This window comes from Brevibacillus migulae, from assembly GCF_004521915.1.
Lineage (GTDB): Bacteria > Bacillota > Bacilli > Brevibacillales > Brevibacillaceae > Brevibacillus_F > Brevibacillus_F migulae.
Genome location: NZ_SDKD01000040.1, coordinates 1 through 24162 on the forward strand (window position 1 = coordinate 1; position 24162 = coordinate 24162).

The following is a 24162-nucleotide window of genomic DNA, read 5'->3' on the forward strand; positions in this document are numbered from 1 at the left end:
ACTGTTCGTTCTTCGTATTCCCTCGAAGTGTTTTTTATTAACAGCAACTTGGTACAGGCTAGCACTAATTTTCACATGTTCAGCGATTTGACTGTTATCGTGGTAAATTCGTAAAATTCCATTTCGATCATCTTGTATCTGGACAAGGTACCCAATATGTTGATAAGGGACCGAGTAACGGTTACCCTGATACGACACCAATGAATCATTCGAAACTTTACGGATATGCCTTTCGACATATTCAATAGGCGAACCAGAGGCACCTCGTGAGTGGTGCCATGGACACGAACATTGGCAACCGTATCGAGCCAATGACGAACTTGGAGATTCAAGTCATTTAATCCAGTGAAAGTTCGGACACGTGGCCAAAAATTCTTTCTTATGTAACCGACACCGTCTTCGACTTTTCCCTTCGTACGGGCACGATAAGGTCGGCAGCGTTGCAAAATAAAACCGTGATGGGCAGCAAAGCCAGCAAACCGTTCATTCCAGATTACTTGCCCGCGTTCATCTTGACCGTTAACAACTGTTTTCATGTTGTCATACAAACATGTTTCCGTTATTCCCCCGAAGTAATCCATTGCTCGAACATGGCAGCCCATAATCGTCTCAAGTTTCTCATCCTCTATAAACTCTACATACATCATTCTTGAGTATCCTAAAATCATTACAAACGCATACACTCGCTTCTTTTCGCCCATCCAATCCACACGGAATGTTCCCCAATCAACCTGTGCTTGTTTACCAGGTAAAGTCTCAAAACGTTCTGTGGCCTTGGATATGACCGTAGGTCGTAGCGGTTGCATGAACTGACGAAGAATAGTAATTCCTCCTGAGTAACCTTGTTGTTTAATCTCATCCCATAATACGATTGCATTTAAACAACCTTCTTGCATTCTTCCCCGAATGTAGTTTTTAAACGGATCCAGTACGCCGCTACTTATGGATTTTCGTTTATAAGATCTTGCTTCTGATTCTTTCAACCATTTACGGATTGCCTTACGATCCCTTCCTAGCTCTTTGGAGATTTGGGTGATCGTCATTCCTTTCCGTTTCATATCCTTAATCACAAATAACTCCCCATTCTTGACCAAGATTCTCTCTCCTCTCGGAGAGATTGTCTGATGTTAGTGGGGAATTTTCAAATGACTATATTGGGGATTTTACAATTGATGNTAGTGGGGAATTTTCAAATGACTATATTGGGGATTTTACAATTGATGTTCACACCTATACTAATTCGTTATGACGAGCAATACAAGATGTGGATAGAATTAGAGTTTCTTGGCACGGAGAACAGTGACGAGATTGAAGAGTACATAATTCAATTATTGAGTAATGATTATATTCAATCTCAACTAGTTATGAATTAGTGATATATTTAGATATAATTGGTAGTGAAATATGATGTAATGGAGGCATTACATATGGCAGATAAAATGCGTGTCGCTTGTCTTTATCGGGTTTCTACAAAGAAACAAGTAGACCAAGACGATATTCCTATGCAAAAAAGAGCTTGTCGTGAATTTGCTAATAAGCAGGAATGGGAAATAGTCCGTGAATACTCCGAAAAAGGGATATCAGGTTATAAAATTTCTATGGAAGATCGTGATGAGTTTCAGAGGGTAATGAAAGACGCTAAGAAGGGCTTATTCGATGTATTACTTGTATTTATGTTTGACCGAATTGGCAGACAAGATATCGAATCACTCTATTATTCTGAAATACTAATAAAAATGGGAATCAAAATATGGTCTGCAAAAGAAGGAGAATTATCTTTAAAGAGTTTTCAAGATCGAATAATGGCATCAATAAAATTTGGTGGAGCTAGGGAAGAGTCAGAAAAAATTTCAATTCGTGTTAGCGAAAAACATGAACAGATGGCTAAGGATGGTTATTACCGTGGGGGCACTCCACCATATGGCTATTCCCATGTGAAATCAGGAGAAGTAAATAAAAAAGGAAAAGAATTACTTAAACTTGAACGTGACATTAACGAATCGGCAATCGTATCAGAAATTTTTAATCTGGTATACGAATTTGGATATGGGGCAAACAGAATCGCAAAGCATCTTAATGATAAAAAAGTTCCAACTAGAAACGGTGGAGGGTGGAGTACTGCGACTTTAAATACTATCCTTAAGAACCCGATATACAAAGGGTATATGGCTTATGGGAAACGTTCTGCAAAATCAGGAAGTTCAATAAATCAATCAAGGGATAATTGGATTACGCCAGATACACCAGATGAAGAACTTGTTATTGTGTCAGCAGAGGTCTGGGATAAAGTCCAAGAAATGCGTACAAAAAGGAACCCTGAGAATGTATCCAAGAAGAAGGAATTGGTAAACCCGACAAAATCTCCATTACTTCTTACTGGTCTAACACGTTGTGGTCATTGCGGTGCAGCTATCTCGACCACTTATAACTATAAATCATGGACATTGGCAGATGGTACAGTACAAAAAAAGCGATTACCGAAGTATCGTTGCTCAGGTAAAGCACTTAATGCAACCAATTGTGATGGTCAAACCATCTATAGCCAAGAAAAGATTGAAGGCATTGTTTTGAAGCAAGTAAATATTTATCTGGATAAACTCAAACAAGTAGATCTTACCAGTCATATAGAAAAACGAAAAAAAGCAAATGAAAAGGAGATAGTAAGTAAATTAAAGCAGTTACAGAAACAAATTGAGGAATACTATCAGGAACTATCAGTGCTTAATAATGAGATACCGAAGGCATTAATGGGTAAATCAGCATTTAAACCGGAACTGCTTAATTCTTTGATTGAACAAAAAAATCAGGAGATTAGCACAATGAATGTTGAAATTACCGCACTTGAGAAAATTGAACGAGAAGTCAATGAGCAAACAAGGAGTATTGAAATGATACAAAAACATATTCCTGTATGGTCGGACGTTTTTGAAAATGCACTATTTGAAAAGAAAAAGATGATGCTCCAGTCTTTGATTGAAAAAGTTGTAATTTTTAAAGATCGTATTCGTGTGCAATTTAAGCCACAATTCGAAGAGATTATGAAATTGAGAAAACAGATGTCGGGGGAGAGCGCTACACTGGCAGTATAGAGGTCAGCGGTTCGATCCTGCTATGCTCCACCATACAGGTACATGTAACGCAGCCGAGATACAGGCTGCGTTTTTGCTATTACTTGAATATTGCATGCATAAATTGGAAACCGTATAATAAAACTAAAGAAGGAGCCGTGCTGTAACACGACTCCCCGACACTGAGACCGCTTCAAAGACGGGCGGCTTCGATAATATGGTTAGGAATAGACCGCAAACCTTGACTGAGGGCGGTCTTTTTTGTGTTGTTCATGTACTCGGCCGAAGCTTCGATAAGCCGAAAGAAATCTTTATGCAGCAGGATACGATTGGTAAAATAATGGAAAAGACTTTTCCAGGGAGGTCCCTATCATTGAAGCTCCAACGATTGCTGGGTATCACCATGCTTCTGCTCAGCCGCAAGAGAGTGGGAGCCCAAGAACTGGCCGAGCGGTTTGAGGTCTCGCTGCGCACGATATACAGGGATATCGAGGCGATCAATGCCGCGGGTATCCCCATTGCATCTTTTGCGGAGGTGGACGGCGGCTACGAGATTATGGACGAATTTCGCATAGAAAGACAGATCGTTACCCTCGATGATCTGTCGTCGATAGTAACTGCCCTAAAAGGTATGCAGTCGACCCTGCAGGATGGGCAAATGGATCATCTGCTGTCCAAGATCAGGGCGCTGATTGCCAAAAACGAGCAGCATCGAATGGAAGAAGTGGGGGAACAGCTGATGATAGGTGTGAGCCCGTGGACGAGTGTGGAGGCGGACAAGGACAAGCTGGCTGAGCTTCGGCTAGCCGCCAGGAACAGGAACGTCGTTTGTCTTACGTACTCCAATCTCGAAGGAGATACGGGGGAGAGATCCGTTGAGCCGATAGGGCTTGCCTGGAAAGGAAACGCGTGGTACTTATACGCCTACTGCCGGCTAAGAAAGGATTGCCGGACATTCAAGCTGTCCCGCATCCGGAAGCTCCGTGTTGATAGGGAAGTATTCCCACCCCGGAAGGAGCGTCTGGAAGATCTGGATGCCAGATGGAGGTGGCGGGACACGCAGTCATACATCACGATGGTACTTCGCTTTCATCCGAGAGTGAGAGTGCGGGTTGAAGAGTTCTTTTGCCCGGAGCAAATGACGGTGGAGGAGGATGGATGGCTGCTGGTCAGGTCAGAGTTTCCGGAAGATAATTGGCTCTACGGAATGCTGCTTAGTTACGGGCCGGATCTGCGCGTGCTGGAGCCGAAGTCTCTCGCCGATCAAATCAGCAGCCAAGCCAGGCGGATGGTTGAATTGTACAAGTAATTTTCAAATCGGCAAATTCTGCTGACAATACGTTGTCAGTGGACCTCGTTCATACTAAAACGGCAGGGCAGATCCCAGGCCTGATAAAAACGACGAGGAGGCTATCATTATGTACACATCGTTGCAAAGTTTTATCGAAGCGTACACTTACGAAGCGGAGGGCACGCAGAAGCTGCTGGACCTCTTGACCGACGCATCTTTAGAACAGGAGGTGTTGCCCGGTTACCGGACGCTCGGAAGACTGGCCTGGCATATCGTGACCACGATTCCAGAAATGCTTCACCGCACAGGGCTGCAGTTCGATGCACCTTATGCCTATTCCGAGCCGCCTGCATCGGCCGCCGAAATTGCCGCAACCTACCGGACAGCCGTTCAATCCATGCTGGAGGCGATCCGTACCCAATGGACGGATGAAACTTTGCAGCAGGAGGTTGACCTGTATGGGGAACCTTGGAAAAACGGGTTTACATTAAGAGCTCTTCTGATGCACGAGGTTCACCATCGCGGTCAAATGACGGTCTTGATGCGTCAAGCCGGTTTAACGATACCCGGGATTTATGGTCCTGCCAAAGAAGAATGGGCTGCAATGGGGATGGAAGCTCCTGTTGTTTGATGATCATCAGCTAGAGGTTGACTTGCTCATGTAAGAGTGTAATTTTTACGAAGTTTTCCACGAAAACCTTCATCTTCTGTTGGACGATCCGATGGCGATGGAGGTTTTTTTGCCATAGATAAGCATATTCAGGCACAGCGGCGAAGAATGCTTCCTAGTTCGAACCATTTTGCGCAAACTATTAATCTATGCAACTGGCTTTTCACTTTGGATTGGCTAAACCTATTCTCTTGAATCAACTTTGTCCTGACATTTTTATCTTATTCCATACGTTTTTTGGGTGTTTTCTGCTAACATGGATATGCAAGGATAAATATCTTCCTTCTGAACTGATACCAATCCAGGAGGTAATTATGGTCTATACTGCGCTGCTCCGCGGGATCAATGTCGGCGGAAATAACAAAGTGGATATGAAAATACTTAAAAAATCATTCGAGGAAGCCGGAATGAAAAACGTCGTAACGTATATCAATTCGGGCAACATCATTTTTACTGCCGCTGGCCACTCCAAAAATGAAATCGCGCATATTCTTGAAGCTGCTATTCTGGATACCTTCGGACTGCATATCAAGGTGCTTGTGCTTAGTTTAGAAGACATGAAGAAAGTAATGTCCTCGCTTCCCGAATCATGGACAAACGATGATAAAATGAAGAGCGATGTCCTTTTTTTATGGGAAGATATCAATGACGAATCCATTCTGGATAAGCTGACCTTCAAACCGGAGATCGAAACGGTGAAGTATGCTCCAGGCGCGATTCTATGGTCGATTGACAAAATAAACGTGACGAAAGGCAGCATGACAAAGTTGGTTGGAACGAAATTGTATCAGCAGATGACGGTCAGGAATGTAAATACGACACGTAAAATATATGAGCTTATGCTGACAGCAGAAAAACAATTGATAGGATGAAAGTTAAACATCATCATTTAAACGATAAATCTTATTTTTTGAGACAATACCAAAGCAAGATGAAGATCAAAAATGACAAGACACTTATGTTACGCAATGTTCAGTGATGAGTTTTTAAGTAATCGTGAGTTGGGCATTGAAACCGACTACGGTAGGAGAGCGCTATACTGGGAGTGTAGAGGTTAGAGATTCGATCCTGCTATGCTCCACCATTTGAACCCCTTAAGAAATCAAGGGTTTTTTGTTTCGTGTGCTAGTTGTGGGCAATCTGAAAAGGTGGCTTTTCGAATATTATGTGCAGAGTTTACTATTTCTTGATTCAGTTCATATTTAGTTCACATAACGGGGTTAAAGTATCTCTTATGAAGAGGCCTCACAAATCAAAGAAATAGTTAACTGACTTTCCGCAGAGGGCAATTTGCCATTTTTGACACTATAGAGCGTGTAAAGAGCGCAACGTTAATTGAGTTATTAACAAGTGTTTCCTTTTGGATAGATGTGGAGGACTAGATGGTAACCAATTATTTCTACAAGACTCGAATGGACAAATTTCTAAGCTGAAAGTCGTGTTATTGGTGTAAATTTTCTAAATTACTGAAAGGTATGATACTACATGAATTTTGATACATTCCCCTCTTTAGAAACAGATCGAGTTGAATTGCGTCAGATGACCATTGATAATGCTTCTGCATTATTCAAGATTTCAAGATATTTTCTGATGCAGCGGTTACAAAAGATATGGGCATAGAACCTTTTACTACTATTGAACAAGCAGAGAAGGTTATCGTGTTGATGAACGACCTGTATGAAAATAATCAAGCGTTTAGATGGGGAATTTTCAAAAAGGATGACAATACCCTGATTGGTACTTGTGGTTACAATGGTTGGGATGTAAATCGTGGTTCCCGTGGGGAAATCGGCTATGATTTGGGTCAGAAATACTGGAGACAAGGATATATGACTGAAATATTGAAGAGAGTCATTCGTTTTGGATTTGAAGACATGGGATTGTTTCGAATTGAAGCTTTCACAAGCCTAGATGCGACTCCTTCCATCCATCTTTTACAGAAACTTGGGTTTACCGAAGATGGGATTTTACGAGGTTATTCGTTTATGCACGGCAAACACGTGGACCAGCGTTGTTTCTCTCTTTTAAAAAACGAATGGGATTACTAAGTATGTTCGTGATGAAGATATTAAGGTGGCTGTAACAGATACGGAAAAATACGTTTACTTCTCACCATCAAATTCACCGAATGCTCCTATTTCACCTGAACAATCCTTAACGAAAAGAAGCAATCTGGAATCGTCTCCTCAAGGAGGTTTTAATATGGTAGCAGTAGAGGAGTTCGTCAAAAAGTTGGTCGATCTGCAATATCAAATGAATTGTTCTAGAGCTTATTGGGAGCTACATCCTCACACTTTGCAACTTCGATTAAGCCCAAACCTTCCGGATCAGATATGCAGAAATAAAAAAAACATCTTGAAATATATCAGCGAAGAAGGAAATTGTGAGAAGCTAGTTAGTTACTTAACTACTCGGACAATTCAAGTCATTTATCATTTGAATCAATTTATCAATCTTTCAATATTTGATAAGGCTGCTCTTCACCAGGAATATTCCCTGTTTATAAACCAACTTTACAACCTGTTAAGTCAAAGCAATCAGGTGACTAAACTTAAAGATGAGCTTCATCGTATCTTATCGGAGCATTCATCTCGATTAAGAAGTTATCTTCAGCAAATTCAAGATAGAGAGATCATACCAGATGATCCACAGCAGTTAATAGTTTGCTCCCAGTATTCTCCCGAGTTTCAGCTTCAAATGCTGGGAATCGATCTAACAGAGTTGTGGGAACCTGTCTTGGATATCGGATGTGGCACAAGTGGAAATTTGGTTACCTATTTACGAAATCAAGGCTTTCAAGCGTATGGGATAGATCGAAATATAGAGAAAGCAGACTCCTATCTAAAGGAAGCAGATTGGTTGGAACTGACGGACATATTGCAATATGGCAGGAGCGGTTGGGGAACCATTATCTCGCATATGGCTTTTACTAACCACTTTATACACCATCACATGCGAATTGACGGCGTGCCAGAAAAATATGCAAAGGCTTATATGAGTTTTTTGCTCTCTCTCCGAAAGGGCGGCAGCTTTTTCTATGCTCCTGGTCTGCCGTTCATAGAAGATTTATTGTCTGAACAACAATATGAGGTGAAACGAAAATCTATAAAAACGCATACCTTATATTCCACTCAGATCATCAAGTTGCACTAGGCGATTAAAGAGGGCAATTTTGTGAAGGTGTGTCACTACTAATGATGACCATATCGTGGTGATGAGGGAGGACATAGAGCAACGCGAAAGATGGAAAGGGAGAGGTATAGATAGAAAATGTAATAGGAAGCGAACAGGGCTTGTTTGAACCTTATACATGATGGTGAAGATATTTATTAAACTTGTCATTATTTTTCATGACTATATTTCACTGTCGTATATGACAGCGAAAGTAATAAGCTTGGGTTGAAACTCTATATCACGTTTCAGTATTAATGTCTTCTGGAATTCTGTCATACCAAATCCATCAGAGAAGGAGAACTTTATGTTTAACTGGATTAAGGCGAATTTTTTATCGAACTTAGGTAGTGACCACGGCAAGAATAAATTATTGTTACTTATCTTTTTTATTGTGTATGGTTACGGGGAATTGAATGTATTAAAAAATCTTCCATTTGCAAGCACGCCAAACCTGATCTTCTTTTCAAGTGCAGTTGTTATTTTTATCACAGGAATGATCATTTATCGAATCAGAGCGCTTGAATCTTCATTTAAATACATTATGACAGGGCTTAATATTGTTTATACGATTGTACAATTGTGGATTTTTAATGTTCTACCACCAGTATTTGAAGTTATCTATTTTACACTGGCAATATCATTAATTTACTTAAATGGCAGACTAATTTGGTTTACTGGGCTTACTCTTTGGATATTTACACACCTTGGCTATAGCTATTGGCATGATATCTTCTTTCCATCACGTCCTGCAGAAATCGCCAATGTGTCTACTGGTCTTATTCTTCAAACCACAGTCATATTGTGGGCAGCTACACAAATCGGCCATTTTTTATCAAAATTAATGCTGAAAGAAAAAGATGAAGCTACCAAAAGGACGCAGCAGTTGGCGAATACGGCTGTACTAATCGAAAGCACTGTGAAACAACTGCAAAATAACTTTCAAACATTAAAAGAAAATGTAATGATTTCTTCCAATTCTACTGACGAAATAAAATTAGCTTTTAAGGAAATAGCTATTGGCGCACAGAGTCAGGCGGAAAGTGTGACTCAATCAGCTGAACAACTTAATCAAATGGAAGTCATAACCTCATCGATTCTAGAAAATGTAAAATCAGTAGCCGGGAATATTAATCAGAGTCTTGCTTTAGCAAATTCAAGCAAAATAGAGATATTTTCCTTCGAGAATAATATGAAAGAGCTAACTGCTGTTGTAAATGAGACTGGTCAAGTTGTAAGAGATTTAACAGAGCAATCGGTAAAAATTAATGAGATTGTTACATTGATTACCGACATCGCATCTCAAACAAATTTACTTGCACTGAATGCAGCCATCGAAGCAGCGCGAGCAGGAGAACAAGGAAGAGGTTTCGCAGTGGTAGCTGATGAGGTTAGAAAGCTAGCCGAGAAGTCCCAAGAGTCCGCAGAAAATATTCAAGTGATTCTAAGAAAATTTAAGGAGCATGCGGAAATAATAGAAGGTAAAATTCAACGCGGAGAAAATGTACAAAGAGAAAATAATAAGATCTTGGAAAGTGTATTTTCAAATGTGGACCAATTAAGCTCTTTTATCACAGACATCAATGACATCATGGGAACGATTGTACAGCATCAGCAGGACTTCAAGGAAAAAACGTCGGGCATCGTAGAGGATATTTCCATCGTATCAAGTGTTACAGAAGAGACTTCTGCGGCAACGGAAGAAGTATTGGCAAGTGTCGAGGAAGAGTCAAATCGCATCAAAATCTCCGTTCATGCACTAGACAGTGTTAGAAGTACAATTGATGAATTGGAAGATATGGTTAAACAAAATGAGTCAAATTGGGGTGTCAAAGTCTGATGGGGACGAGAACGCATGCTTCAATCCACAACACTTTTTATGAATGATGAGAAAGTCACCATAGCAATAGTAAGTTTTGATAATAGATATATTACAATTCTAGATGTGGAACAAATAACTACGTGTAACATTGGAGAAAATTTCTTGAACGTAGTCCATTAAAAATGACAAACAAATGTAATACTTTGCTTATGTACTGGAATAAACCTCAACAATGATTGAGGTCTTCTTTTTTTCAATATCTACTATTGTTGTATAATAAAAAAAATGTATTTATACAACATTAACATTTGACAATAATATATTGAATAATTATTGTTGTATACATACAATGTTTATTTCTGCATTGTAATGAAGAGTTATCGAAATACGGTACGCATGTATAGTAATAGAAGCATCCATTTAATTGTTACATTAAAGATGTCTATCGATAAGGAGAATGAACATGAATATTCAACTCTTACAATGGGGGCTGCTGTCCTTCATGATTGGTTTGATCCTTTCTCTACCTCTTGCCGCTGTTCATTACCAAAAGAACTCAACAATCAAAAACTTCTTTACGAATCAAAGAAAGCTGAAATCAGCACATCTTGATTTCTTTACGCAGGCTTTTGCCGCAGGGTTTGTTTATCTGCTGGAATATTCAGTTAAAACGCCGTTCCCAAACTATATTGTCTATCCCTTGTTTTTTGGGACGATTATGAATCCATTATTACTACTCCTGGAATCCACGCTCTTAATTCGTTCTGGTTTCTTTGGCATGATCTATCATTTAGTAAGAGCAACGAGTCCCCTCTCCTTACTTTTTGCATGGACAGCAATTGCGGTGACCTTTTTGCCAAGGTTCATGATCCTCTCACTCCTAGCCTTTATTCTCATGGGGTCGATATTACTCATTAGCCATTTGAGGAAATCAACCAAAGCAGGGGAGAGCGTTCATGAAAAATTATAGTGCTCTCATAACGGGGGCAAGCAGTGGGATCGGATATGAGTTCGCAAAGATATTAGCGAAAGAAAAGATAGACCTCATCCTTGTTGCACGAAATCTAAAGAGATTAGAGGAGATTCGGGATGAACTGTCAAGATTTGATGTATCCATTACGCTGATCGAAAAAGATCTATCACTGCCCCATTCTGCAGAAGACGTATACAACGAAGTGAAAAACCAAGATAAGCATGTTGATATTCTCATTAATAGTGCGGGTGTTGGACTTCTTGGTCGTTTTATCGAGTTGGACCTCCAAAAGCAGTTAGAGATGATTCAATTAAATATGACGACTCTCACCCAACTGACGCATCTTTTCCTACAGGATATGGTTAATCGGAATTTTGGGAGAATTATTAATGTCGCTTCCATTGCCTCTTTTGTTTCCACTCCTTTATTGAGTGTATACGCTGCATCAAAAGCGTATGTACTCTCATTTACTGAGTCCTTGAATACCGAATTGGAAGGGAAGGGAGACATTATGGTTACGGCACTGTGTCCGGGACCTACGAAAACCAATTTTGCAAGGGCAGCTCATATGGAGAGTATAGAGGATGTTTATCATCAATTTAGTATATCTCCGTCAGTAGTGGCGGAGGCTGGGTACCAGGCATTACAGAAAAAGAAGTCAATCGTGATACCTGAAAAGAAGCTTTCCATCAGTCTATTTGTAACACGCTTTCTCCCCAGAAAATGGCTTCAATACACGCTAGGTGGATTCTGGAAATTGAAGGGGCACTAGAGGAAATGTTGTATTGGATAAAACAAAAATGCTTTGTAAATCTGGAAAAAGAAACGCAGAAGAACAATTTGTTGGTGTTTGTTGTTATAGTCACCTATACCATGGCTGAAGGAAATGTCTTACAAAATAATGCTTTTACTAGCATGGAACATCTTTTATTTTTGGCCAGTAGTCTTTTGATAATTCTTTTGGGGTTATTCATCATTCGTATACCGTATTTAAGTGGAATATACAAATATATCATGATGACACTTCTTATGATGCATACGATCATGCAAATATGTATTTTTAATCATCTGCCAGAGGTTTATCAGACTGTATATTTTAACATCGCATTATCCCTCATATATCTTGATGGCTACCTAATCTTGTTTGTCGGAATGATATCACTTGTCTTCACTCTCCTAATCCGTGTTTTTGGAGGGGATCTTTTTGTTCCATTTTTGAGGTTGGAGACGGTTAACATTCCGCTAGGTATATTATTTGAAACGACGGTTGTCTTGTGGGCAATTACGAAAATCGGGGGGAGCTATGCACTAATCCTGAAGAACAAAAATGAAATAAAAAAACTGTTGGATGAAAATAACATCCAATTAAATATCATTAAAAATCAAAAGAAAGTATTGGAAGAATATACATCACAAGTTGAATCCCTTGTTCAGAGGGAAGAAAGAAATCGGATCGCACAGCAACTTCAACATACTTTAGGACAATCGCTAGCTTCTATTATTTTTGAAATCGAATCAATTACGTACCTATTCGATAAAAAAGATGCGAAAAAAATAAAGCAAGCTGCTGACTTCATGACAGTTGCGATCCAAACTTTTCAAACAAACCTATCGCAAGTATTTACGGATCAAAAGTCACTGAATGTGATAGAGGCAATAAAAAGCATGGTTAATCGATTTGCTGAAAGCGCTGGAATGAACATTAACCTTCATATTATGAACAAGGAGGAGGAGATTTATCGGCCATACTTCTATGTAATATTAAGAGGAATTCAGGAATCATTAATCAATGCAAACTTTGGTGCTGCAACGGAAGCTTCCATTACCATTCATTTTCAACCAGACAATATTACCATTCAAATAAGTGATAATGGAATGGGGAAAGAAGTTAGTGAACGATATGGATCTGTTTTTTCAGATATAGAATCAAGAGTTAATGATTTGCATGGGAGGTTTCAGATATCTTACTTTCCGGGGAAGGGGTCAATTGTCACGCTTGAATTACCTCAGAAAACAAATAGGAACGATGATATTAAAGTTCTGATAGTAGATTCTGAACCCTTCGTACGACAAGGAATCGAAATGTTCTTGAACAGTGAAGAGGATATGACTGTCATAAACCTTTTTGGTAGTGGCGAAGATGCTGTATCGTATTGCAGATGTAATCAGCCGCCCGATATTGTAATCATTGACGTATCCTTGCATGAGTTGGATGGTGTGGAAACGACAAGAATCATAAAAGAATTGTACCCACACGTACGAGTTCTTGTGCTTACACATGAACATCATGTTGCATCAGTGGCCGCAGCTCTTGAAGCCGGTGCGGACGCATATTTGTTAAAATCGACAAGTCCGCAAAATTTAGTGATGTCCATTCGTTTTTTATGCAGTGGTGGAAGGTTGATATCAAAAGAGACATACTCACTACTTGCCAACCACATTCTTAAAAGCGAAAACCTAAAAAGACTTGAACGGAAAATTGTATATCAGGAAATGGTAAATCATTATGGTTTGAAAGATAAGGAATTACAAATATTAAAAATGCTTGCAGGTGGATTGAAGTATCGGGAGATTGCTGCCAACCTGTTCTTAACAGAAGGTACCATACGGAATTACATCTCAAGTATTTATGCGAAATTAAATGTTCAACATAAAAAACAGGCAATTGAGAAAGCTGAAAAATTAGGAATCATGATGGAAGTCAATGAAAAAACCTCGTAATCGACTACGAGGTTTTTTCATTGTAAACAATGACAGTCCGTCACTATTATTTATGACGATATACATTCTAAGATGATAAAGGAAATGAAACGTAAATAAAGGAGAGGGTTACATAGGAAGTCTAAACCAGGGGAATATCGGATCATTTCGATTGATGTTGGGGGTAGAGATTGAGTTGAACAAGATATGTAACTCTGGAGAGCTTTACTCACGGGATCAGAAATTCTCTAGACAATTTGATGTGTTTATCGATCATATTACTGATGCTGTAGATATAGTCGACCTACATGGAAATCTATTAAAGGTCAATCATTCCTTTGAAAGTATTTATGGTTGGAAGTCTTCCGAAATTATCGGAAAGCAGCTGCCGATCATTCCCGAAGAATTACAAAATGAAGTGGTATCTCTTCACGAAAAAGTAAACAACGGATACAAGGTACAAGGGTGGGAAACAACGCGAATAAAAAAAGACGGTACACGTATTTTTGTACATGTATCAATATCTCCATTGGTAGACGAACATGGAGGCATTTGCGGTCATATCGGTATATCAAGAGATATTACTGCTCAAAAAAAACAAGTAAATGAACTAATATTCATCGATCAATTAACGCACATACCAAATCGTATTTATTTTTTCAACAAATGTAAAGAAGAGTTAAATACAGTTGGAACTTTGTTAAATAAAAAAGCGTTACTTATCGTAAATATCGATCGATTTTCTCAAATAAATGAATCTTTCGGTCAAAGTTTAGCTGACCGTTTATTACGAGAGGTGGCGGTTAGACTACTTGCTTCCATTAGCCAAGAGGGGCTTCTTGCAAGATTGGGAGGGGATGAATTTGCAGTATTTATTAATGAGGTAACTCAAAAGCGAGATGTTACACGACTAGTGAAGAAAATTTTACTATTGTTTCATGCTCCTTTTTATTTTGGGCATGACGTATTTGAAGTTAGTGCAAGTATAGGAAGTGTTATTTTTCCTGATGATGGACAAACTTTTGAGCAATTATTGAGGAATGCCAATACTGCCCTCGATCGAGCAAAAAAAGCAGGGGGAAATACATATAGATTTTATGAACGAGGAATGGAGTCTTCCAAAATCGAACGTTTTTTTCTCGGAAAGGATCTAAAGAAAGCAATTTCACAAGGAGAATTGGAGATCTATTATCAACCAATCATTCACACCAATACCGCTGAGATAAGTGGTCTAGAAGCCCTCATTAGGTGGAACCATCCCCGGAAAGGCTGGGTATCACCCACGGAGTTCATCCCAATCGCGGAAGAAACAGGACTGATTAGTTCAATAGGTTTATGGATAATGAGAAAAGCCTGTGATGACTTCAAAAAACTGCATGAATTTAAGATAGCGCCTAAAAAAATAGCGGTTAATGTATCTCCTTTACAATTGGAAAACAGAAATTTGACCAAGCAAATACGCGGAATTCTACGAACAACTGGACTAAAGGCGGAATGGTTAGAACTGGAGATTACGGAAAGTGTCATCGTCAAAAATAATGATGCTACTAAGAAGGTATTAAGCGATATTGCGCATATGGGGGTTAGGATATCGATAGATGATTTTGGTACAGGATATTCGTCCCTCAATTATTTAAAGAGATTACCAATCCATAACGTAAAAATTGATAAGTCTTTTATACAGAGTGGGAAGGCTGAAGACGAAGCAATCATAAAAGCAATTATATCTATTAGTCATGAACTTCAGAAGTGTGTCATTGCTGAAGGTATAGAAACCCCCCAACATTTAGAAGTTCTTAAACGGAATAAATGCGATTATTATCAAGGTTATTTAGCCTCGAAACCGATGCCGTTTAATCATCTGGTTCATTATTTAAGAGAACAAAAAAGAAAGGGAGTTAATTTATATGCTATGGAGCTTACGAAACAAGATAAAAGCACTGCAGACTCAACTTGATCTGCTTGTCGAGGAAAAAGGTTCCTTCAGTGACAATGAGGTTCTATCGGTGAGTCAAGAGTTGGATAAGCTTATTGTTGAGTATATCAAGTTAACACATGGTAATAACTATCCAATAAGAGAGAAGTCGTTAAATGGAATACAATAAACGGATGATACAGGAATTAATTCAAAAAATTGAGGATTTACCTGATGATGATGAAGTTACGGCGGTTAGAGATTTAATCGGCATATTAAATACTATGTTACGAATCAAAGCTTTCACTCCACCCACAATAGAGATCATGATGTACATAAAGCATATGAAGCCAAATTTATATCACGCAACAAAAAAGAGAATATCAGCATCAAGCAACCTCACTATACTATTTCAACTAGAAGCTGATTTTGAACTCGTTAGAGAAAGATTAAAGGACTATAATGTAAGCTGTTCTCTAAGTCTGTCTAACGGGTCATATCTTTGATAATTGTAAGCAGAAGCTGAATACTTGCCCCGACCTGATCCAATTGTTCTTTTGGTACTCTGTTTAAAATAAGGGAGAAAAATTGGTCGAATTTTCCATTGATTTCTTTGAGTACTGTTTTGCCTTTGTTGGTTATTTGAATTAACACTTCTCTACGGTTTGCTGGATTGAGCTCTTTGTTTACAATCCCGGCTCGTACAAGTGGGTCGAGTGTTCGTGTCAGTGTAGAGGGGTCAACATTTAGAACTTTGGCTAGATCACCATGGCGATAAATATTTGAACCAATTTCTAGTAAAATATGTACTTGCTTGGGAGTAAGTCCCTCCACGAATGATTTCTCTGTTCCCAGTAAGCCGGACATCTTAATAATTTCATTGGCAAAGTCTCGAAATAATACCGGATTCATTTTGCTCACCTTTTTTAATGTTTATTGTATCATGAAAGATTTGTATATATACAATGAAATAAATACTAGGAAGTTTAGAAGTGCAGGCTTAAAGTTCCGTTAGTCCGATACAAATCCGACCTTGTTTTATTTGACATCACAGAACCAGTATCTTTTTCATCAATACCTTTGTATTTTCTATTACGAAAAGGAGTTATGAATGAGTAAGATTACATTGAGTGAATGGAAGGGGATTCATCCCTTGGTTAGGACCCTTTTCATTGGCACGTTTTTTATGGTTACCGTGAATGCGATGAGTTTGCTCTTTTTGCCGCTTTACCTCATGAAGTACTCAAATCTCTCGGCCGCTGAAATCGGGATACTTGTAGGATGTGGCCCCTTAGCGTCGACAGTTGGTGGAGTTATGGGAGGAGCCTTATCGGACAAATTTGGTAGGAAAAGAATTCTCCTTGGCTCTCTTTTTAGTACAGGCATATTTCTCTTTGCGATTGGATTAACAACGTATCCTATATTACTGGGAGTCTTGGTAATTCTAAGTGGAGTAAGCCAAGCCTTCTTCGTGCCAACCGCGAAAGCATTAATTGGCGATGTGACTCCAGAAGAAAAGCGAGTCAGAGTTTTCTCGATTCGTTACGTAATTGTAAACGGTGCTTATGCGGTTGGACCAATCATAGGAGCATGGTTTGTTAACAGTGATTACGCTAATCTACCCTTTTTAATAGCTGGTGCTATCCATTTAATGTTTATGCTTGGTCTGGATAAGGAATATAAAAAATGGGATAACCTCATTAACACCCAAGGAAGTAGAGGGAACAACGGTTCATCCAAGGTTTCATTTGCAAAGTCATTACAAACAGTTGCATCAGATTCGGTAATTCTTTCGCTTATTGCAGGAGGCATTCTCGTTAACTTTGTGGAGGGACAGTGGAGTGTACCTCTTGCTTTCGTTACAGAAAGCAGATTGGAAAATGCTGCTCAGGTCATATCATTAACGGTGGGAGTAAATGCAATTGGTGTTATATTATTGCAATTGCCGATCAGTAAGTGGGTGGATGTCCAAAAACCTGTGCATGGTTTAGTAATAGGTTGTATTTTTTGTGCTATTGGAATGGTTGGAATTGCATTTTCATACTATTGGTACTCTTTCGCACTTAGTATGGCTATTTTTACTGTAGGAGAAATTATTGTAGTTTTATCAGAATTTAGATTGCTTGATAGCGTTACGCCAGATGATCTAAGGGGTACCTATTATGGAGCCCAGAATATTACAATTATGGGCAGCTTTTTAGGGCCGTGGCTGAGTGGTATATGGATTGATACTTGGGGGGGTGAAGTCGCTTTCACTTTGTTAGCAGGAACAATACTAGTTAGCATCATTTTTTTTTGGTTGGGGATAAGAATTCACAGCCGTAAAAATTTAGAAGGATAAGGGCGTTCAGGAGCTTCGACCTCTTTTTCAGGTTCTTTCCGCGTGCAGATAATAGTAAAAGTGTCGCTGAAGGTTAGATAACGAGAATCGTGCAAAAATGTAAGGTTGGGATAATGAGTATGAAACAATTGATACTGCTATTGGTTTTACTATTTTTTATGGAACAAGTGGCAAGAGCGGCTGTCTCAAATACGATTATGATCGATATGAAACTCCCCGTTTACAATGTGAAGGAGGGGGGAGCAGTAGGGAATGGTATCGTCAATGATACGAACGCGATTCAAGGCACTTTGGACCAAGCAGCAAAGACGGGAGGTACCGTTTATTTTCCACTAGGCCGTTATCTAGTTGATACGATACAGGTAAAAGGGAACAATCTGAAATTAATGGGGAACTCCGCGGTGCTTCTTTCAAACCATCCAAAATATGAAGTTAGCTTTGGCGCAGACGTGGTAAGGAAACGTTCTCTGGTAAATACAGATCTGTCGAAGCAAACGGTTCTTACGCATATACCATATGAACGTGATATTCGAAAAGGCCAGAAGTTTTTGGAGATACCTGGTACGGTAGATATCGATGTGATTCAAGAGAACGATCTGGTTATGGTTACCACTGAAAAAGGAGACACATGGGCTCCAAGTTACAAACACGGGTCATTACGGTATATTACTTCGATTGATCGGAAGAAACGAACGATTCATTTAGATAGCGGTATAGAAACGAATTTACGTGCGCGCAAAGAGAATCAGGCCAATGATGATGTGAAGCTATTCATTTATCGTCCACTACAAAATTTCCATATGGAAGGGCTCACATTCGAATTGAAAGAAAACGGACGGCAAAATGGTGTCTTCCTTGATTTTGTCAAGAATGCCAACATCCAAAACGTAAGATTGATTGGAAAAGGACAAAATCTTACCGGGATCTCAATTAGCGGTTTTGACATCGAAATTTCAAATGTTTATACCGAGGGCTTTTTATCTGATGAAATGGAAATCGGCTATGGTGTAAATGTAGCTGGACATCATATAAAAGTACATGATTCGATGTTTATCAATGGAAAGCATGCCATTTCCGGTGCAGATCGTCGTTATCGAAATAAGGACTTTGAGTATTATCGCAATACTGTCATTGACCCGCAATCAGCAGCATTGGAAGCTCATGGTACGGGTGAAAATATTCGTATTCATCACAATACCATCCTGGACATCGGAAAATCATTTGTTGGATGTGGCATCTGGGTGCGTGGCAAGCATTATCAAATTTACGAAAATACTATCATGGGAGCAGCAACCAGAGTGCCAGGGAGTTCCTGCGGAATCAAGATTCTTGAGAGTGCAATTGGGGATATTACCATTTCGAATAATAGAGTAACAGATGTTGCTTATGGATTTATGACTGATTTATGGAAAGAACCAGAAGCTGCAATAAATGTTGTGGATAACACTTTTATAAATGCTGAGACAGGAATGCTACTGATAAAACTCCATAATGCTGAGATATCGGCGAATAAGATAGCAGCTAATCAGAATGGAATTGTTGCAATCGGGGGAAATAACATATCCATTGCGAACAATGATATTTTTTACGAAAGGTCATTTGGGATGATCCTGCAGCATGATCCTAAGGAACCTAGCGTGACAAAGGGAATTGCCATTAAGAAAAACAAGTTTACCCCTGGCAGATTTGCCAATAATATCATTCGCATACAAAAAGGGTATGACGATGTAACCATATCAGAAAATATATTCAATACCGTCTTTTCCACCCAACCGTTTTTGATTATCAATGTAAAACAAGCCATCAATTTGAGACGTGCCACTATTTTAGATAATCAAGTCATCTCTAATTTTTATGTGCCAATCACATTAAAATCAGCCGGACTCGGAGCATTTTACCAACTAGGCAAGGCCAGTTGTATCAAGGTTTGGAGCCATTCACCCATATTCAGAAAAACTCTCTAAAAGCTGCCATATGTTATACCGCCAGTGTAGATGTCAGCCGTTCGATCCCGCTATGCTCCACCATACATAAAAAGCAAACACGCCAAATCAGGCGTGTTTTTTGCTTTTCGATGAAGCAGGACAGGGTTTCCGCGACCAGCTCACGGCATGGCGTCTTGTTCCTTTTTCAGCTTGTTCATCTCGTCTAACGTCATATCATTGCACTGCTTAATGAATTTCAGAATTACCTGCAGCTCCTGGTCAGAGTAGTGGGAGATGATCTGAAGGGTTGATTTCATGACCGATTGAAACATGGGGGCAATGTGAGCTGACCTAGCCGGCACGGGCTTGACGACTACGCGTCTTCGATCTGCCGGGTCCTTATCCCGAATCACATAGCCTGCCTGTTCCAGTCGATCAATTACATTTGTAACGGCTCCCGTTGTGAGGCCGGTTAACTGAGCCAACTGGCCGGCCGTCACAGGCCCGGTGCGAGTCAGGTAATCCAGACATTTGTGGTCGGTGGCATTGAGCCCCAATTTCTCGGAGATGAGTTGATGAAACATGACGGCACGCGCGCTGTTTAACCGCAATTCCTGGAGCAGAGCCTGTTGGGTTGAAGGCAGACTGAGATCCTCAGAGTTAACATGGTCAGTTGACAAAGCAAAAACCTCCGTGTTAATTTTATCTTAATTGATTAAGATGATTTATGAATTAAGAATTAATGTTGATTAAGCTTTATCTGAACATAAGTATATCACAAAGAATAATGCCAAGCCATTTTCTGAAACCCCCGAGAGAAAGGAGCGACCCCATTGTATGAAAGTTCACCCATTAAGCAGGGAATCGGCAAAATTGTCGTGAGCGTTAGGTTGAACCTAGTAAAGGAGTAGATAAACATGGAACAGCGCGATGCAAATGACGTGAAAGAGATTGAATCCCTATTTGAGAAGTTGAAATCGGCTTGGGACAAAGGGGATGGTACTGCATATGGCTCTTGTTTCACGGAAGATGCCGACTATGTGACCTATCAGGGAGAACACCTGCAGGGGAGTAAAGCGATTGCCGAAACCCATCAAGCGCTTTGGAACAGTGTATTGAGGGGATCGACACTGGAAGGGGAGATCAAGAACATCCGTTTCATTTCACCGGACATGGCGATCTTTCATGGGCTTGGAGTTGTCAAATTGAGATGGCAGAAGAAAGCGCCGAGTAGAAGAGACTCCATCAACACCAACATCGTTGTGAAACAAAATGGCAAATGGAGAATTGCCGCGTTTCAAAACAGCAGGATTTCCGGACCGAGTCTGCTGCAAAAGATTTTCATGAAAATAAGCAAGTAGCGGAAGGCAAGCGATCATCCGTAAGAATGAAGGATGAAAATGGATTGCGGATTCAGTGGAAAGACAGTCTTGATATCGGGTGGTTCGCGCGGGATCGGTGCCAGAGTAAAGGTCAGCGCTTCCATCCTCGCTATGCTTCACCAGACCTAAAAAAGCCACGCTGCTATTACAGGTTGCGTTTTTGTCTGGCTCCGAAATCTTGCATGCATAAATTGGAAATTGTATAATAAAGCTAAAGAAGGAGCCGTGCGGTAACACGGCTCCCCGGCACAGTAGCCCGCTTCAAAGGCGGTCGGCTTCGGATAAGCGATCAGGAAATAGACCGTAACCTTGGCGAGGGCGGTCTATTTCTTTTGGTTAATCGCAGCGATGATGGAGACAATTGATTCGATGTTTCAGCTTACCCCAGCTCTATTTTTCCATTCCTCATGCAGTTTCCATACTCTCTTCCATAATTCGTCCTGCTCCTGCTTGCTATAATTCACCAAGTGTTCGTGAAACACATCTCCCAACACGTCTAGCCACTGTGATTTTGTACGAAGCTCCATTTTTTCAATGTGGTCACCTTCCCTCCGGTTCCATATGCACCCCCTGAGCTCGTTGCTTCCCGTAGCATGTCTCTGTCGAACTAGAAATAAATGGATCCAGGGTGAATCCAATGATCGGCTATAAAATTCATGTTTGGGCGTAAACTCCTCCAGGCTTTGCAAGGGCTCATGTGCGTAATCAACACCGATAAAGGAAGCACGAGGATCGTGCTCAAGCCGCCAACCTGTAAGATCAACACTGGATGACGCAACCTTGTATTGGAAAGGGCCTTGCTCATATACCCCCATTTGAAGCGGAAGCGGCTCGTAGGGCATATCGCCTAATCCAACATCGACGATCCAGCGTTGCTCCTCTTGCTGATCATTTTCCAAGCTGACGGTTAACCCGAGATGAAAGGAGTTTATCCGCGGCTCTTGTCCGAGTGGCTGAACGCCTGCCCGATGCCAAGATACACGGTAGCCGAGGGAACGAAGCAGTTCACTAAATGCACCATTCAAGTGAAAACAATAGCCGCTTCTGCCTGTAATCATAAGATTGACCGAATCTTGAATATCGATCGATGCGGGATTCCCGGCCACGATGTCAATGGTTTCCCAGGGAATCGATTGCACGTGAGCCTTATGAAGTTCGAACAGATAGGGAAGAGTGGGAGGTTGGATCTCTGTGATCCCCAGCCTTTTTAGGTAAGACTTTATTTCGTCGCTCGTCATCATCTTTTCTTCACCTCATTGCTTTACTTGCTGCTGGAAGCAGTGAAGTGACTCCGGGGCTTAATTTCCTCGCAAGATCAATATAGAGTTGGACGGCGCTTTTGATCCTTAGCTTCAATTCCTCATCCGTAGGGACGCCATCCTGATCGAAACCATGGAAGCCAGCACCAATCGATAGCCATTCCGGGCAATGAATGCCATGCAGATTTCGCACGATGCTTTGCAGGTGCGTGAGTGAACCGGTTCCGAGCGGACCGCCTGCCGAACTGACTGTCAGGACGGGCTTACCTGAAACGAGGCTTGCGTCCAAATAATCCAACGCGTTCTTGAGTGTACCTGAAAGGGAGCCGTGATACTCAGGAGTGGCAAGGATCAACCCATCTGCGCTTTTTACCGTTTGCAAGAATGTCTCGACATTCGGATGAAGCGTTTCTGAGTCTGGCGAAAACAGGGGCAACTGAACGATTTGCAGATCAACAAAAGAAACCGAAATGCCTTTGTTTGTCAAAAGCGTTTCCATATAGCGGAGAATGTTCGTGCTCACTGCGTTTTTGCGGTTGCTGCCCGCGATCAAGGTAATATGCATGTCAGGATGACCTCACTTTGCGATTTATTGTTTACGCTTACTACGGGGGAAGGAACTCATCATTTCCGTTCCTTCACCTTAAGCAGATGAATGCGTTTGCTTGCTGCCGGCAGGCAAACAAACGCTGCAAAAATACGTTACCAAATGGTCACTTTTAATATATGTTACTACATGGTAACATGTCAATCATAAACAGCTAAAGTTTCGGCATTCACATTTTTGGTATGTATGGAGGCACGTCCGATGGAGAGCGATAACGATATTTTTAAAGCGTTGGCCGATCCAAGCCGCCGCACGCTGCTTGATCTTCTGCACGCATCGGATGGCCGCACACTAAGCGATTTGTGCAACCATCTGCAGATGTCTCGCTTCGGAGTTATGAAGCACCTTCATGTTTTGGAGGATGCGGGATTGGTGACGACTCGCAAGGTTGGCAGGGAGAAACTTCATTACCTGAATCCTGTTTCGATTCGCCAAATTTACGAACGATGGGTGAGCAAATTCACAGAACCGTGGATTTCAGGACTAACGCTCTTAAAAACAGAAATGGAGAGTGCATTGGAATTGGGACAAAATAAACCTCGTCATGTGAACCGCATCGCGATCAAATCGACTCCTGAACAAATATGGAACGCCCTGACCAATCCATCGATGACATCCAAGTATTGGTATAATGGGGCGATTCGCGCGGAATGGAAAGCCGGAAGTCCATATGAAATAGTGAATCCTCAAGGAGAGGTGCAGGCGAGAGGGGAGCTTCTCATGGTAGAGCCGCCTCGCAAGCTGGTCATGACCTGGCGGTTACTCTCGCTCTCCGAGACAGCGGATGAGCAACCTTCCCGTTTGACATGGGAAATCGATCCTCATGCCGAGTTTTCCGGCGTGACGCTTGTGACCGTGGTGCACGATGAGTTCGAGGATGCGCCGAATACGTCAAGCGTATTGGAAGCTGGTTTGCCAGTCGTATTGTCCGGTATGAAAACACTGTTAGAGACAGGATCGCAGTTAATTGGCGATATTTGAAAACGGCAGAAATGCCGTCAGACTGACGAGAAACCCCATATTTTACTGGGGTTTTTC

Annotated in this window: 20 protein-coding genes and 2 pseudogenes; 16 read left to right on the forward strand and 6 right to left on the reverse strand. The window is 40.8% G+C overall.

Annotated features, from left to right (window positions below):
* On the reverse strand, positions 1-198 hold a 198-nt coding region (locus tag EIZ37_RS26810), incomplete at its 3' end, for a Mu transposase domain-containing protein (protein ID WP_407921170.1).
* A gap of 107 nt (positions 199-305) precedes the next feature.
* Positions 306-1058: pseudogene (gene istA, locus EIZ37_RS24730) on the reverse strand (IS21 family transposase); the annotation flags it as partial.
* 369 nt (positions 1059-1427) lie between these two features.
* Between istA and EIZ37_RS24735 the strand changes: the two are divergent.
* The 12 genes and pseudogenes from EIZ37_RS24735 to EIZ37_RS24790 all read left to right on the forward strand — a co-directional run bounded on the left by EIZ37_RS24735 (position 1428) and on the right by EIZ37_RS24790 (position 15800).
* Positions 1428-3089 (forward strand): recombinase family protein, encoded by a 1662-nt coding sequence (locus EIZ37_RS24735; protein ID WP_167569118.1) that lies wholly within the window; start codon positions 1428-1430, stop codon positions 3087-3089.
* Positions 3090-3441: 352 nt separating this feature from the next.
* Positions 3442-4377 carry a helix-turn-helix transcriptional regulator gene (locus EIZ37_RS24740; RefSeq protein ID WP_167569119.1) on the forward strand — a complete coding sequence of 312 codons (936 nt, stop codon included), beginning with the start codon at positions 3442-3444 and terminating at the stop codon, positions 4375-4377.
* A gap of 109 nt (positions 4378-4486) precedes the next feature.
* Positions 4487-4990, forward strand: a complete 504-nt coding sequence (locus EIZ37_RS24745; protein ID WP_134687435.1) for a DinB family protein — start codon at positions 4487-4489, stop codon at positions 4988-4990.
* A 353-nt stretch (positions 4991-5343) separates the two neighbouring features.
* Positions 5344-5901, forward strand: a complete 558-nt coding sequence (locus EIZ37_RS24750) for a DUF1697 domain-containing protein (protein WP_134687436.1) — start codon at positions 5344-5346, stop codon at positions 5899-5901.
* Positions 5902-6639: 738 nt separating this feature from the next.
* Positions 6640-7077, forward strand: coding sequence for a GNAT family N-acetyltransferase (locus EIZ37_RS24755; protein ID WP_235828220.1), 438 nt, complete (start codon positions 6640-6642; stop codon positions 7075-7077).
* Positions 7078-7231: 154 nt separating this feature from the next.
* Positions 7232-8182 (forward strand): methyltransferase domain-containing protein, encoded by a 951-nt coding sequence (locus EIZ37_RS24760; protein ID WP_134687437.1) that lies wholly within the window; start codon positions 7232-7234, stop codon positions 8180-8182.
* 343 nt (positions 8183-8525) lie between these two features.
* Positions 8526-10040, forward strand: a pseudogene (locus EIZ37_RS24765) (methyl-accepting chemotaxis protein); the annotation flags it as partial.
* 445 nt (positions 10041-10485) lie between these two features.
* A complete protein-coding gene (locus tag EIZ37_RS24770; protein WP_134687439.1) occupies positions 10486-10992 on the forward strand; it encodes a hypothetical protein in 507 nt (168 codons plus the stop codon).
* Positions 10979-11767, forward strand: coding sequence for an SDR family NAD(P)-dependent oxidoreductase (locus EIZ37_RS24775; protein ID WP_134687440.1), 789 nt, complete (start codon positions 10979-10981; stop codon positions 11765-11767). Before EIZ37_RS24770 ends, EIZ37_RS24775 begins: the two co-directional genes overlap by 14 nt.
* Before the next feature lie 5 nt (positions 11768-11772).
* Positions 11773-13716 (forward strand): DUF4077 domain-containing protein, encoded by a 1944-nt coding sequence (locus EIZ37_RS24780; protein WP_167569120.1) that lies wholly within the window; start codon positions 11773-11775, stop codon positions 13714-13716.
* A 175-nt stretch (positions 13717-13891) separates the two neighbouring features.
* A complete protein-coding gene (locus EIZ37_RS24785; RefSeq protein WP_167569121.1) occupies positions 13892-15652 on the forward strand; it encodes a putative bifunctional diguanylate cyclase/phosphodiesterase in 1761 nt (586 codons plus the stop codon).
* Entirely contained in the window at positions 15603-15800 is a 198-nt protein-coding gene (locus tag EIZ37_RS24790; RefSeq protein WP_134687443.1) for an aspartyl-phosphate phosphatase Spo0E family protein, read from the forward strand. The genes EIZ37_RS24785 and EIZ37_RS24790 overlap by 50 nt, the downstream gene beginning before the upstream one ends.
* Before the next feature lie 296 nt (positions 15801-16096).
* Here the strand turns inward: EIZ37_RS24790 and EIZ37_RS24795 are convergent, their stop codons facing one another.
* Complete coding sequence (locus EIZ37_RS24795; protein ID WP_134687444.1) at positions 16097-16522, reverse strand: MarR family winged helix-turn-helix transcriptional regulator; 426 nt, start codon at positions 16520-16522, stop codon at positions 16097-16099.
* 199 nt (positions 16523-16721) lie between these two features.
* Between EIZ37_RS24795 and EIZ37_RS24800 the strand changes: the two genes are divergently transcribed.
* Both EIZ37_RS24800 and EIZ37_RS24805 read left to right on the forward strand, forming a co-directional pair.
* Positions 16722-17951, forward strand: coding sequence for an MDR family MFS transporter (locus EIZ37_RS24800; protein ID WP_134687445.1), 1230 nt, complete (start codon positions 16722-16724; stop codon positions 17949-17951).
* Positions 17952-18070: 119 nt separating this feature from the next.
* Positions 18071-19915 (forward strand): right-handed parallel beta-helix repeat-containing protein, encoded by a 1845-nt coding sequence (locus EIZ37_RS24805; RefSeq protein WP_205683887.1) that lies wholly within the window; start codon positions 18071-18073, stop codon positions 19913-19915.
* 140 nt (positions 19916-20055) lie between these two features.
* On the opposite strand, the gene EIZ37_RS24810 is transcribed toward EIZ37_RS24805, so the two are convergent.
* Positions 20056-20556, reverse strand: coding sequence for a MarR family winged helix-turn-helix transcriptional regulator (locus tag EIZ37_RS24810; RefSeq protein WP_235828221.1), 501 nt, complete (start codon positions 20554-20556; stop codon positions 20056-20058).
* Positions 20557-20793: 237 nt separating this feature from the next.
* On the opposite strand from EIZ37_RS24810, the gene EIZ37_RS24815 reads away from it, so the two are divergent.
* Positions 20794-21237 (forward strand): SgcJ/EcaC family oxidoreductase, encoded by a 444-nt coding sequence (locus tag EIZ37_RS24815; protein WP_205683888.1) that lies wholly within the window; start codon positions 20794-20796, stop codon positions 21235-21237.
* 395 nt (positions 21238-21632) lie between these two features.
* Here the strand turns inward: EIZ37_RS24815 and EIZ37_RS24820 are convergent, their stop codons facing one another.
* Both EIZ37_RS24820 and EIZ37_RS24825 read right to left on the reverse strand, forming a co-directional pair.
* Positions 21633-22499, reverse strand: a complete 867-nt coding sequence (locus EIZ37_RS24820; RefSeq protein WP_134687448.1) for an arylamine N-acetyltransferase family protein — start codon at positions 22497-22499, stop codon at positions 21633-21635.
* A 7-nt stretch (positions 22500-22506) separates the two neighbouring features.
* Positions 22507-23082, reverse strand: a complete 576-nt coding sequence (locus tag EIZ37_RS24825) for an NADPH-dependent FMN reductase (RefSeq protein WP_134687449.1) — start codon at positions 23080-23082, stop codon at positions 22507-22509.
* A 243-nt stretch (positions 23083-23325) separates the two neighbouring features.
* On the opposite strand from EIZ37_RS24825, the gene EIZ37_RS24830 reads away from it, so the two are divergent.
* Positions 23326-24105, forward strand: a complete 780-nt coding sequence (locus tag EIZ37_RS24830) for an ArsR/SmtB family transcription factor (RefSeq protein WP_134687450.1) — start codon at positions 23326-23328, stop codon at positions 24103-24105.
* Positions 24106-24162 lie beyond the last annotated feature (57 nt).